At 50.1% G+C, this 14,589-nt stretch carries 4 tRNA genes and 7 rRNA genes; all 11 read right to left on the reverse strand.

What is annotated here, in order from left to right:
• Positions 1-117: 117 nt before the first annotated feature.
• Positions 118-2,996: ribosomal RNA gene (locus J8G15_RS11990) — 23S ribosomal RNA — on the reverse strand.
• A gap of 334 nt (positions 2,997-3,330) precedes the next feature.
• Positions 3,331-3,406, reverse strand: a tRNA-Ala gene (locus J8G15_RS11995).
• A gap of 26 nt (positions 3,407-3,432) precedes the next feature.
• A tRNA-Ile gene (locus J8G15_RS12000) sits at positions 3,433-3,509 on the reverse strand.
• Positions 3,510-3,608: 99 nt separating this feature from the next.
• Positions 3,609-5,145, reverse strand: a 16S ribosomal RNA gene (locus tag J8G15_RS12005).
• Between the two features lie 335 nt (positions 5,146-5,480).
• Positions 5,481-5,593: ribosomal RNA gene (rrf, locus tag J8G15_RS12010) — 5S ribosomal RNA — on the reverse strand.
• A gap of 165 nt (positions 5,594-5,758) precedes the next feature.
• Positions 5,759-8,636 (reverse strand): 23S ribosomal RNA (locus tag J8G15_RS12015).
• Between the two features lie 334 nt (positions 8,637-8,970).
• A tRNA-Ala gene (locus J8G15_RS12020) sits at positions 8,971-9,046 on the reverse strand.
• Positions 9,047-9,072: 26 nt separating this feature from the next.
• Positions 9,073-9,149 (reverse strand) — tRNA-Ile (locus tag J8G15_RS12025).
• 99 nt (positions 9,150-9,248) lie between these two features.
• Positions 9,249-10,785, reverse strand: a 16S ribosomal RNA gene (locus tag J8G15_RS12030).
• Between the two features lie 335 nt (positions 10,786-11,120).
• A 5S ribosomal RNA gene (gene rrf, locus J8G15_RS12035) occupies positions 11,121-11,233 on the reverse strand.
• A gap of 165 nt (positions 11,234-11,398) precedes the next feature.
• A 23S ribosomal RNA gene (locus J8G15_RS12040) occupies positions 11,399-14,277 on the reverse strand.
• The 16S, 23S and 5S rRNA genes sit together here with 4 tRNA genes alongside, the layout of an rRNA operon.
• Positions 14,278-14,589: the final 312 nt, after the last annotated feature.

Here is a 14,589-nt window from a genome sequence, read left to right on the forward strand (position 1 = left end):
GAGCTAATCAGCTTCATCGATTTAACGAACCTATGTGCATATGACTGCGCACAGGATTTTTGAATGCGTCAACTTGGCATAACTTCCTTGAAACTACTTGTCGTAGATCAAAGTTATAGGGTCAAGCCGCACGAGCAATTAGTACCGGTTAGCTTAACGCATTACTGCGCTTCCACACCCGGCCTATCAACGTCCTGGTCTTGAACGACTCTTTAGGGGGCTCAAGGCCCCGGCAGATCTCATCTTGAAACGAGTTTCCCGCTTAGATGCTTTCAGCGGTTATCTCTTCCACACTTAGCTACTCGGCAATGCCACTGGCGTGACAACCGATACACCAGAGGTGTGTCCACTCCGGTCCTCTCGTACTAGGAGCAGGCTTCCTCAAATCTGCAGCGCCCACGGAAGATAGGGACCAAACTGTCTCACGACGTTTTAAACCCAGCTCACGTACCTCTTTAAATGGCGAACAGCCATACCCTTGGGACCGGCTACAGCCCCAGGATGAGATGAGCCGACATCGAGGTGCCAAACACCGCCGTCGATATGAACTCTTGGGCGGTATCAGCCTGTTATCCCCAGAGTACCTTTTATCCGTTGAGCGATGGCCCTTCCATACAGAACCACCGGATCACTATGTCCTGCTTTCGCATCTGCTCGACTTGTCAGTCTCGCAGTTAAGCACGCTTATGCCATTGCACTATCGTCACGATGTCCGACCGTAACTAGCGTACCTTCGAACTCCTCCGTTACGCTTTGGGAGGAGACCGCCCCAGTCAAACTGCCTACCATGCACTGTCCCCGATCCAGATAATGGACCTAGGTTAGAACCTCAAACACACCAGGGTGGTATTTCAACGTTGGCTCCACGATACCTAGCGGCACCGCTTCAAAGCCTCCCACCTATCCTACACAGATCTGTTCAAAGTCCAATACAAAGCTACAGTAAAGGTTCATGGGGTCTTTCCGTCTTTCCGCGGGGAGATTGCATCATCACAAACATTTCAACTTCGCTGAGTCTCAGGAGGAGACAGTGTGGCCATCGTTACGCCATTCGTGCAGGTCGGAACTTACCCGACAAGGAATTTCGCTACCTTAGGACCGTTATAGTTACGGCCGCCGTTTACTGGGACTTCAATCAAGAGCTTGCACCCCATCATTTAATCTTCCAGCACCGGGCAGGCGTCACACCCTATACGTCCACTTTCGTGTTTGCAGAGTGCTGTGTTTTTAATAAACAGTCGCAGCCACCGATTTTTTGCAACCTTTCTCGGCTCCATCCGCGAGGGACTTCACCTACTAAAGGCACACCTTCTTCCGAAGTTACGGTGTCAATTTGCCGAGTTCCTTCTCCTGAGTTCTCTCAAGCGCCTTAGAATACTCATCTCGCGCACCAGTGTCGGTTTGCGGTACGGTCGTGTGTAGCTGAAGCTTAGTGGCTTTTCCTGGAAGCAGGGTATCACTCACTTCGTCTGCAAGCAGACTCGTTATCACCCCTCATCTAAGCCCGGCGGATTTACCTACCAGGCACGACTACAGGCTTGAACCAACATGTCCAACAGTTGGCTGAGCTAACCTTCTCCGTCCCCACATCGCACTACACATCGGTACAGGAATATTGACCTGTTTCCCATCAACTACGCATCTCTGCCTCGCCTTAGGGGCCGACTCACTCTACGCCGATGAACGTTGCGTAGAAAACCTTGCGCTTACGGCGAGGGGGCTTTTCACCCCCTTTAACGCTACTCATGTCAGCATTCGCACTTCTGATACCTCCAGCACGCTTTACAACGCACCTTCACAGGCTTACAGAACGCTCTCCTACCACTTGCAATAAATTGCAAATCCGCAGCTTCGGTAACTGGCTTAGCCCCGTTACATCTTCCGCGCAGGACGACTCGATCAGTGAGCTATTACGCTTTCTTTAAATGATGGCTGCTTCTAAGCCAACATCCTGACTGTTTTAGCCTTCCCACTTCGTTTCCCACTTAGCCAATTTTAGGGACCTTAGCTGGCGGTCTGGGTTGTTTCCCTCTTGAGTCCGGACGTTAGCACCCGGTGCTCTGTCTCCCAAGCTGTACTCGTCGGTATTCGGAGTTTGCATAGGTTTGGTAAGTCGCCATGACCCCCTAGCCTAAACAGTGCTCTACCCCCAACGGTAATACTTGAGGCACTACCTAAATAGTTTTCGGAGAGAACCAGCTATTTCCAAGTTTGTTTAGCCTTTCACCCCTATCCACAGCTCATCCGCTAGTTTTGCAACACTAGTCGGTTCGGACCTCCAGTACCTGTTACGGCACCTTCATCCTGGCCATGGATAGATCACTTGGTTTCGGGTCTACACCCAGCGACTAATTCGCCCTATTCGGACTCGATTTCTCTACGGCTTCCCTATTCGGTTAACCTTGCCACTGAATGTAAGTCGCTGACCCATTATACAAAAGGTACGCAGTCACCCCTTACGAGGCTCCTACTTTTTGTAAGCATGCGGTTTCAGGATCTATTTCACTCCCCTCCCGGGGTTCTTTTCGCCTTTCCCTCACGGTACTAGTTCACTATCGGTCAATGATGAGTATTTAGCCTTGGAGGATGGTCCCCCCATATTCAGACAGGATTTCTCGTGTCCCGCCCTACTTGTCGTTAACTTAGTACCACACGTCTCTTTTCGCATACAGGACTATCACCTGCTATGGTCGGCCTTTCCAAACCGTTTTGCTAAGAGTCGTGCTATCACTAACAGGCTTTTCCGATTTCGCTCGCCACTACTTTCGGAATCTCGGTTGATGTCTTTTCCTCGAGCTACTGAGATGTTTCAGTTCACCCGGTTCGCCTCGCATAGCTATGTATTCACTATGCGATACCTTTCGGTGGGTTTCCCCATTCGGAAATCTCCGGATCAAAGCTAATTTGCCAGCTCCCCGAAGCTTATCGCAGGCTATCACGTCCTTCGTCGCCTATCATTGCCAAGGCATCCACCACATGCTCTTATTCACTTGACCCTATAACTTTGACATCTCTTTCGAGATTAAAAGTTATCACAAGGAATGTTTGATTGGTCTTTCACCAATCGCGTTATGCCGTATCCAAGCTTTCACTTAAATAATTCGAATTCAAACGTGAAGTCTGATATTCATTTTGACGCAATCAAAAATTTGTCACTAGCGGCACGGTGTGCACTAAACCTTTACGAATGTGCACTTTCCGCTAGCAACGCTGATTAAACTCTATAAATTTTTAAAGAACAGCCGATTGATCAAGTAATCTCGATCAACAACAAAGCAGCCTTCTTCAAAGCTACTTTGGTGTTGAGTATTCACTCTCAGATAAGAAGATTGGTGGAGGTGACAGGACTCGAACCCGCTACCTACTGCTTGCAAAGCAGCCGCTCTCCCAGCTGAGCTACACCCCCAAAACCAGAAGGACGTTGGACGACAATGGTGGGTCTGGTTGGTTTCGAACCAACGACCCCTGCGTTATCAACACAGTGCTCTAACCAACTGAGCTACAGACCCAAGCCGGTCACCTGTGAGCACAGCCTTAGCCATGCCCGTCAGCGACAACCATCCAACAACCGATAAGTGTGAGCGTTCAAATTAAATTGCAGTTTCCAGAAAGGAGGTGATCCAGCCGCACCTTCCGATACGGCTACCTTGTTACGACTTCACCCCAGTCACGAACCCTGCCGTGGTAATCGCCCTCCTTGCGGTTAGGCTAACTACTTCTGGCAGAACCCGCTCCCATGGTGTGACGGGCGGTGTGTACAAGACCCGGGAACGTATTCACCGTGACATTCTGATCCACGATTACTAGCGATTCCGACTTCACGTAGTCGAGTTGCAGACTACGATCCGGACTACGACTGGCTTTGTGGGATTAGCTCCCCCTCGCGGGTTGGCAACCCTTTGTACCAGCCATTGTATGACGTGTGTAGCCCCACCTATAAGGGCCATGAGGACTTGACGTCATCCCCACCTTCCTCCGGCTTGTCACCGGCAGTCTCATTAGAGTGCCCAACTAAATGTAGCAACTAATGACAAGGGTTGCGCTCGTTGCGGGACTTAACCCAACATCTCACGACACGAGCTGACGACAGCCATGCAGCACCTGTGTTACGGCTCTCTTTCGAGCACGAAGCTATCTCTAGCGACTTCCGTACATGTCAAAGGTGGGTAAGGTTTTTCGCGTTGCATCGAATTAAACCACATCATCCACCGCTTGTGCGGGTCCCCGTCAATTCCTTTGAGTTTCAACCTTGCGGCCGTACTCCCCAGGCGGTCAACTTCACGCGTTAGCTTCGTTACTGAGTCAGTGAAGACCCAACAACCAGTTGACATCGTTTAGGGCGTGGACTACCAGGGTATCTAATCCTGTTTGCTCCCCACGCTTTCGTGCATGAGCGTCAGTACAGGTCCAGGGGATTGCCTTCGCCATCGGTGTTCCTCCGCATATCTACGCATTTCACTGCTACACGCGGAATTCCATCCCCCTCTACCGTACTCTAGCTATGCAGTCACAAATGCAGGTCCCAGGTTGAGCCCGGGGATTTCACATCTGTCTTGCATAACCGCCTGCGCACGCTTTACGCCCAGTAATTCCGATTAACGCTCGCACCCTACGTATTACCGCGGCTGCTGGCACGTAGTTAGCCGGTGCTTATTCTTACGGTACCGTCATGAACTCTCTTTATTAGAGAAAGCTTTTTCGTTCCGTACAAAAGCAGTTTACAACCCGAAGGCCTTCATCCTGCACGCGGCATTGCTGGATCAGGCTTTCGCCCATTGTCCAAAATTCCCCACTGCTGCCTCCCGTAGGAGTCTGGACCGTGTCTCAGTTCCAGTGTGGCTGGTCGTCCTCTCAGACCAGCTACAGATCGTCGCCTTGGTGAGCTTTTACCCCACCAACTAGCTAATCTGATATCGGCCGCTCCAATCGCGCGAGGCTCTTGCGAGTCCCCCGCTTTCATCCAGAGATCGTATGCGGTATTAGCACAGCTTTCGCTGCGTTATCCCCCACGACTGGGCACGTTCCGATATATTACTCACCCGTTCGCCACTCGCCACCAGGATTGCTCCCGTGCTGCCGTTCGACTTGCATGTGTAAGGCATGCCGCCAGCGTTCAATCTGAGCCAGGATCAAACTCTATAGTTCGATCTTGATTTTTTCGCTCTTTCGAGCAACTCATAAATTGGAATCAACGTGAATTTCATTTCTGAATTTCACATCTTTTTTACTTCATGAGCGTTTGTAAGCCAATTAAGACTTAGTTCCGAAGAACTTGGCAATCGCCTTCAAACGCCCACGCTTATCGGCTGTATATTTTTAATGATCCACCCAAACTTGACTCTCGTCTTGCTCGGATTTTTGACTCACTGTGATCAGCGAAGCCTTTTATTCTATCACGCTTATTGGCGCTTTTCTCAGAATTCTTTTCAGAGCTCTAAGAAAAACGCCCAGTCGTTGGACTGGGCGTTTCCGGTTGGCTAGTCTGACGATGACCTACTTTCACACGGGAACCCGCACTATCATCGGCGCTGAAGCGTTTCACTGTCCTGTTCGGGATGGGAAGGAGTGGTACCACTTCGCTATGGTCGTCAGACTTAAACTTTTTGTCACCCAGACACCAGGTCTGGACAACGAATTTATAGAGCTAATCAGCTTCATCGATTTAACGAACCTATGTGCATATGACTGCGCACAGGATTTTTGAATGCGTCAACTTGGCATAACTTCCTTGAAACTACTTGTCGTAGATCAAAGTTATAGGGTCAAGCCGCACGAGCAATTAGTACCGGTTAGCTTAACGCATTACTGCGCTTCCACACCCGGCCTATCAACGTCCTGGTCTTGAACGACTCTTTAGGGGGCTCAAGGCCCCGGCAGATCTCATCTTGAAACGAGTTTCCCGCTTAGATGCTTTCAGCGGTTATCTCTTCCACACTTAGCTACTCGGCAATGCCACTGGCGTGACAACCGATACACCAGAGGTGTGTCCACTCCGGTCCTCTCGTACTAGGAGCAGGCTTCCTCAAATCTGCAGCGCCCACGGAAGATAGGGACCAAACTGTCTCACGACGTTTTAAACCCAGCTCACGTACCTCTTTAAATGGCGAACAGCCATACCCTTGGGACCGGCTACAGCCCCAGGATGAGATGAGCCGACATCGAGGTGCCAAACACCGCCGTCGATATGAACTCTTGGGCGGTATCAGCCTGTTATCCCCAGAGTACCTTTTATCCGTTGAGCGATGGCCCTTCCATACAGAACCACCGGATCACTATGTCCTGCTTTCGCATCTGCTCGACTTGTCAGTCTCGCAGTTAAGCACGCTTATGCCATTGCACTATCGTCACGATGTCCGACCGTAACTAGCGTACCTTCGAACTCCTCCGTTACGCTTTGGGAGGAGACCGCCCCAGTCAAACTGCCTACCATGCACTGTCCCCGATCCAGATAATGGACCTAGGTTAGAACCTCAAACACACCAGGGTGGTATTTCAACGTTGGCTCCACGATACCTAGCGGCACCGCTTCAAAGCCTCCCACCTATCCTACACAGATCTGTTCAAAGTCCAATACAAAGCTACAGTAAAGGTTCATGGGGTCTTTCCGTCTTTCCGCGGGGAGATTGCATCATCACAAACATTTCAACTTCGCTGAGTCTCAGGAGGAGACAGTGTGGCCATCGTTACGCCATTCGTGCAGGTCGGAACTTACCCGACAAGGAATTTCGCTACCTTAGGACCGTTATAGTTACGGCCGCCGTTTACTGGGACTTCAATCAAGAGCTTGCACCCCATCATTTAATCTTCCAGCACCGGGCAGGCGTCACACCCTATACGTCCACTTTCGTGTTTGCAGAGTGCTGTGTTTTTAATAAACAGTCGCAGCCACCGATTTTTTGCAACCTTTCTCGGCTCCATCCGCGAGGGACTTCACCTACTAAAGGCACACCTTCTTCCGAAGTTACGGTGTCAATTTGCCGAGTTCCTTCTCCTGAGTTCTCTCAAGCGCCTTAGAATACTCATCTCGCGCACCAGTGTCGGTTTGCGGTACGGTCGTGTGTAGCTGAAGCTTAGTGGCTTTTCCTGGAAGCAGGGTATCACTCACTTCGTCTGCAAGCAGACTCGTTATCACCCCTCATCTAAGCCCGGCGGATTTACCTACCAGGCACGACTACAGGCTTGAACCAACATGTCCAACAGTTGGCTGAGCTAACCTTCTCCGTCCCCACATCGCACTACACATCGGTACAGGAATATTGACCTGTTTCCCATCAACTACGCATCTCTGCCTCGCCTTAGGGGCCGACTCACTCTACGCCGATGAACGTTGCGTAGAAAACCTTGCGCTTACGGCGAGGGGCTTTTCACCCCCTTTAACGCTACTCATGTCAGCATTCGCACTTCTGATACCTCCAGCACGCTTTACAACGCACCTTCACAGGCTTACAGAACGCTCTCCTACCACTTGCAATAAATTGCAAATCCGCAGCTTCGGTAACTGGCTTAGCCCCGTTACATCTTCCGCGCAGGACGACTCGATCAGTGAGCTATTACGCTTTCTTTAAATGATGGCTGCTTCTAAGCCAACATCCTGACTGTTTTAGCCTTCCCACTTCGTTTCCCACTTAGCCAATTTTAGGGACCTTAGCTGGCGGTCTGGGTTGTTTCCCTCTTGAGTCCGGACGTTAGCACCCGGTGCTCTGTCTCCCAAGCTGTACTCGTCGGTATTCGGAGTTTGCATAGGTTTGGTAAGTCGCCATGACCCCCTAGCCTAAACAGTGCTCTACCCCCAACGGTAATACTTGAGGCACTACCTAAATAGTTTTCGGAGAGAACCAGCTATTTCCAAGTTTGTTTAGCCTTTCACCCCTATCCACAGCTCATCCGCTAGTTTTGCAACACTAGTCGGTTCGGACCTCCAGTACCTGTTACGGCACCTTCATCCTGGCCATGGATAGATCACTTGGTTTCGGGTCTACACCCAGCGACTAATTCGCCCTATTCGGACTCGATTTCTCTACGGCTTCCCTATTCGGTTAACCTTGCCACTGAATGTAAGTCGCTGACCCATTATACAAAAGGTACGCAGTCACCCCTTACGAGGCTCCTACTTTTTGTAAGCATGCGGTTTCAGGATCTATTTCACTCCCCTCCCGGGGTTCTTTTCGCCTTTCCCTCACGGTACTAGTTCACTATCGGTCAATGATGAGTATTTAGCCTTGGAGGATGGTCCCCCCATATTCAGACAGGATTTCTCGTGTCCCGCCCTACTTGTCGTTAACTTAGTACCACACGTCTCTTTTCGCATACAGGACTATCACCTGCTATGGTCGGCCTTTCCAAACCGTTTTGCTAAGAGTCGTGCTATCACTAACAGGCTTTTCCGATTTCGCTCGCCACTACTTTCGGAATCTCGGTTGATGTCTTTTCCTCGAGCTACTGAGATGTTTCAGTTCACCCGGTTCGCCTCGCATAGCTATGTATTCACTATGCGATACCTTTCGGTGGGTTTCCCCATTCGGAAATCTCCGGATCAAAGCTAATTTGCCAGCTCCCCGAAGCTTATCGCAGGCTATCACGTCCTTCGTCGCCTATCATTGCCAAGGCATCCACCACATGCTCTTATTCACTTGACCCTATAACTTTGACATCTCTTTCGAGATTAAAAGTTATCACAAGGAATGTTTGATTGGTCTTTCACCAATCGCGTTATGCCGTATCCAAGCTTTCACTTAAATAATTCGAATTCAAACGTGAAGTCTGATATTCATTTTGACGCAATCAAAAATTTGTCACTAGCGGCACGGTGTGCACTAAACCTTTACGAATGTGCACTTTCCGCTAGCAACGCTGATTAAACTCTATAAATTTTTAAAGAACAGCCGATTGATCAAGTAATCTCGATCAACAACAAAGCAGCCTTCTTCAAAGCTACTTTGGTGTTGAGTATTCACTCTCAGATAAGAAGATTGGTGGAGGTGACAGGACTCGAACCCGCTACCTACTGCTTGCAAAGCAGCCGCTCTCCCAGCTGAGCTACACCCCCAAAACCAGAAGGACGTTGGACGACAATGGTGGGTCTGGTTGGTTTCGAACCAACGACCCCTGCGTTATCAACACAGTGCTCTAACCAACTGAGCTACAGACCCAAGCCGGTCACCTGTGAGCACAGCCTTAGCCATGCCCGTCAGCGACAACCATCCAACAACCGATAAGTGTGAGCGTTCAAATTAAATTGCAGTTTCCAGAAAGGAGGTGATCCAGCCGCACCTTCCGATACGGCTACCTTGTTACGACTTCACCCCAGTCACGAACCCTGCCGTGGTAATCGCCCTCCTTGCGGTTAGGCTAACTACTTCTGGCAGAACCCGCTCCCATGGTGTGACGGGCGGTGTGTACAAGACCCGGGAACGTATTCACCGTGACATTCTGATCCACGATTACTAGCGATTCCGACTTCACGTAGTCGAGTTGCAGACTACGATCCGGACTACGACTGGCTTTGTGGGATTAGCTCCCCCTCGCGGGTTGGCAACCCTTTGTACCAGCCATTGTATGACGTGTGTAGCCCCACCTATAAGGGCCATGAGGACTTGACGTCATCCCCACCTTCCTCCGGCTTGTCACCGGCAGTCTCATTAGAGTGCCCAACTAAATGTAGCAACTAATGACAAGGGTTGCGCTCGTTGCGGGACTTAACCCAACATCTCACGACACGAGCTGACGACAGCCATGCAGCACCTGTGTTACGGCTCTCTTTCGAGCACGAAGCTATCTCTAGCGACTTCCGTACATGTCAAAGGTGGGTAAGGTTTTTCGCGTTGCATCGAATTAAACCACATCATCCACCGCTTGTGCGGGTCCCCGTCAATTCCTTTGAGTTTCAACCTTGCGGCCGTACTCCCCAGGCGGTCAACTTCACGCGTTAGCTTCGTTACTGAGTCAGTGAAGACCCAACAACCAGTTGACATCGTTTAGGGCGTGGACTACCAGGGTATCTAATCCTGTTTGCTCCCCACGCTTTCGTGCATGAGCGTCAGTACAGGTCCAGGGGATTGCCTTCGCCATCGGTGTTCCTCCGCATATCTACGCATTTCACTGCTACACGCGGAATTCCATCCCCCTCTACCGTACTCTAGCTATGCAGTCACAAATGCAGGTCCCAGGTTGAGCCCGGGGATTTCACATCTGTCTTGCATAACCGCCTGCGCACGCTTTACGCCCAGTAATTCCGATTAACGCTCGCACCCTACGTATTACCGCGGCTGCTGGCACGTAGTTAGCCGGTGCTTATTCTTACGGTACCGTCATGAACTCTCTTTATTAGAGAAAGCTTTTTCGTTCCGTACAAAAGCAGTTTACAACCCGAAGGCCTTCATCCTGCACGCGGCATTGCTGGATCAGGCTTTCGCCCATTGTCCAAAATTCCCCACTGCTGCCTCCCGTAGGAGTCTGGACCGTGTCTCAGTTCCAGTGTGGCTGGTCGTCCTCTCAGACCAGCTACAGATCGTCGCCTTGGTGAGCTTTTACCCCACCAACTAGCTAATCTGATATCGGCCGCTCCAATCGCGCGAGGCTCTTGCGAGTCCCCCGCTTTCATCCAGAGATCGTATGCGGTATTAGCACAGCTTTCGCTGCGTTATCCCCCACGACTGGGCACGTTCCGATATATTACTCACCCGTTCGCCACTCGCCACCAGGATTGCTCCCGTGCTGCCGTTCGACTTGCATGTGTAAGGCATGCCGCCAGCGTTCAATCTGAGCCAGGATCAAACTCTATAGTTCGATCTTGATTTTTTCGCTCTTTCGAGCAACTCATAAATTGGAATCAACGTGAATTTCATTTCTGAATTTCACATCTTTTTTACTTCATGAGCGTTTGTAAGCCAATTAAGACTTAGTTCCGAAGAACTTGGCAATCGCCTTCAAACGCCCACGCTTATCGGCTGTATATTTTTAATGATCCACCCAAACTTGACTCTCGTCTTGCTCGGATTTTTGACTCACTGTGATCAGCGAAGCCTTTTATTCTATCACGCTTATTGGCGCTTTTCTCAGAATTCTTTTCAGAGCTCTAAGAAAAACGCCCAGTCGTTGGACTGGGCGTTTCCGGTTGGCTAGTCTGACGATGACCTACTTTCACACGGGAACCCGCACTATCATCGGCGCTGAAGCGTTTCACTGTCCTGTTCGGGATGGGAAGGAGTGGTACCACTTCGCTATGGTCGTCAGACTTAAACTTTTTGTCACCCAGACACCAGGTCTGGACAACGAATTTATAGAGCTAATCAGCTTCATCGATTTAACGAACCTATGTGCATATGACTGCGCACAGGATTTTTGAATGCGTCAACTTGGCATAACTTCCTTGAAACTACTTGTCGTAGATCAAAGTTATAGGGTCAAGCCGCACGAGCAATTAGTACCGGTTAGCTTAACGCATTACTGCGCTTCCACACCCGGCCTATCAACGTCCTGGTCTTGAACGACTCTTTAGGGGGCTCAAGGCCCCGGCAGATCTCATCTTGAAACGAGTTTCCCGCTTAGATGCTTTCAGCGGTTATCTCTTCCACACTTAGCTACTCGGCAATGCCACTGGCGTGACAACCGATACACCAGAGGTGTGTCCACTCCGGTCCTCTCGTACTAGGAGCAGGCTTCCTCAAATCTGCAGCGCCCACGGAAGATAGGGACCAAACTGTCTCACGACGTTTTAAACCCAGCTCACGTACCTCTTTAAATGGCGAACAGCCATACCCTTGGGACCGGCTACAGCCCCAGGATGAGATGAGCCGACATCGAGGTGCCAAACACCGCCGTCGATATGAACTCTTGGGCGGTATCAGCCTGTTATCCCCAGAGTACCTTTTATCCGTTGAGCGATGGCCCTTCCATACAGAACCACCGGATCACTATGTCCTGCTTTCGCATCTGCTCGACTTGTCAGTCTCGCAGTTAAGCACGCTTATGCCATTGCACTATCGTCACGATGTCCGACCGTAACTAGCGTACCTTCGAACTCCTCCGTTACGCTTTGGGAGGAGACCGCCCCAGTCAAACTGCCTACCATGCACTGTCCCCGATCCAGATAATGGACCTAGGTTAGAACCTCAAACACACCAGGGTGGTATTTCAACGTTGGCTCCACGATACCTAGCGGCACCGCTTCAAAGCCTCCCACCTATCCTACACAGATCTGTTCAAAGTCCAATACAAAGCTACAGTAAAGGTTCATGGGGTCTTTCCGTCTTTCCGCGGGGAGATTGCATCATCACAAACATTTCAACTTCGCTGAGTCTCAGGAGGAGACAGTGTGGCCATCGTTACGCCATTCGTGCAGGTCGGAACTTACCCGACAAGGAATTTCGCTACCTTAGGACCGTTATAGTTACGGCCGCCGTTTACTGGGACTTCAATCAAGAGCTTGCACCCCATCATTTAATCTTCCAGCACCGGGCAGGCGTCACACCCTATACGTCCACTTTCGTGTTTGCAGAGTGCTGTGTTTTTAATAAACAGTCGCAGCCACCGATTTTTTGCAACCTTTCTCGGCTCCATCCGCGAGGGACTTCACCTACTAAAGGCACACCTTCTTCCGAAGTTACGGTGTCAATTTGCCGAGTTCCTTCTCCTGAGTTCTCTCAAGCGCCTTAGAATACTCATCTCGCGCACCAGTGTCGGTTTGCGGTACGGTCGTGTGTAGCTGAAGCTTAGTGGCTTTTCCTGGAAGCAGGGTATCACTCACTTCGTCTGCAAGCAGACTCGTTATCACCCCTCATCTAAGCCCGGCGGATTTACCTACCAGGCACGACTACAGGCTTGAACCAACATGTCCAACAGTTGGCTGAGCTAACCTTCTCCGTCCCCACATCGCACTACACATCGGTACAGGAATATTGACCTGTTTCCCATCAACTACGCATCTCTGCCTCGCCTTAGGGGCCGACTCACTCTACGCCGATGAACGTTGCGTAGAAAACCTTGCGCTTACGGCGAGGGGGCTTTTCACCCCCTTTAACGCTACTCATGTCAGCATTCGCACTTCTGATACCTCCAGCACGCTTTACAACGCACCTTCACAGGCTTACAGAACGCTCTCCTACCACTTGCAATAAATTGCAAATCCGCAGCTTCGGTAACTGGCTTAGCCCCGTTACATCTTCCGCGCAGGACGACTCGATCAGTGAGCTATTACGCTTTCTTTAAATGATGGCTGCTTCTAAGCCAACATCCTGACTGTTTTAGCCTTCCCACTTCGTTTCCCACTTAGCCAATTTTAGGGACCTTAGCTGGCGGTCTGGGTTGTTTCCCTCTTGAGTCCGGACGTTAGCACCCGGTGCTCTGTCTCCCAAGCTGTACTCGTCGGTATTCGGAGTTTGCATAGGTTTGGTAAGTCGCCATGACCCCCTAGCCTAAACAGTGCTCTACCCCCAACGGTAATACTTGAGGCACTACCTAAATAGTTTTCGGAGAGAACCAGCTATTTCCAAGTTTGTTTAGCCTTTCACCCCTATCCACAGCTCATCCGCTAGTTTTGCAACACTAGTCGGTTCGGACCTCCAGTACCTGTTACGGCACCTTCATCCTGGCCATGGATAGATCACTTGGTTTCGGGTCTACACCCAGCGACTAATTCGCCCTATTCGGACTCGATTTCTCTACGGCTTCCCTATTCGGTTAACCTTGCCACTGAATGTAAGTCGCTGACCCATTATACAAAAGGTACGCAGTCACCCCTTACGAGGCTCCTACTTTTTGTAAGCATGCGGTTTCAGGATCTATTTCACTCCCCTCCCGGGGTTCTTTTCGCCTTTCCCTCACGGTACTAGTTCACTATCGGTCAATGATGAGTATTTAGCCTTGGAGGATGGTCCCCCCATATTCAGACAGGATTTCTCGTGTCCCGCCCTACTTGTCGTTAACTTAGTACCACACGTCTCTTTTCGCATACAGGACTATCACCTGCTATGGTCGGCCTTTCCAAACCGTTTTGCTAAGAGTCGTGCTATCACTAACAGGCTTTTCCGATTTCGCTCGCCACTACTTTCGGAATCTCGGTTGATGTCTTTTCCTCGAGCTACTGAGATGTTTCAGTTCACCCGGTTCGCCTCGCATAGCTATGTATTCACTATGCGATACCTTTCGGTGGGTTTCCCCATTCGGAAATCTCCGGATCAAAGCTAATTTGCCAGCTCCCCGAAGCTTATCGCAGGCTATCACGTCCTTCGTCGCCTATCATTGCCAAGGCATCCACCACATGCTCTTATTCACTTGACCCTATAACTTTGACATCTCTTTCGAGATTAAAAGTTATCACAAGGAATGTTTGATTGGTCTTTCACCAATCGCGTTATGCCGTATCCAAGCTTTCACTTAAATAATTCGAATTCAAACGTGAAGTCTGATATTCATTTTGACGCAATCAAAAATTTGTCACTAGCGGCACGGTGTGCACTAAACCTTTACGAATGTGCACTTTCCGCTAGCAACGCTGATTAAACTCTATAAATTTTTAAAGAACAGCCGATTGATCAAGTAATCTCGATCAACAACAAAGCAGCCTTCTTCAAAGCTACTTTGGTGTTGAGT

The sequence above is a fragment of the Rhodoferax sp. PAMC 29310 genome, assembly GCF_017948265.1.
Classification (GTDB): Bacteria; Pseudomonadota; Gammaproteobacteria; order Burkholderiales; family Burkholderiaceae_C; genus Rhodoferax.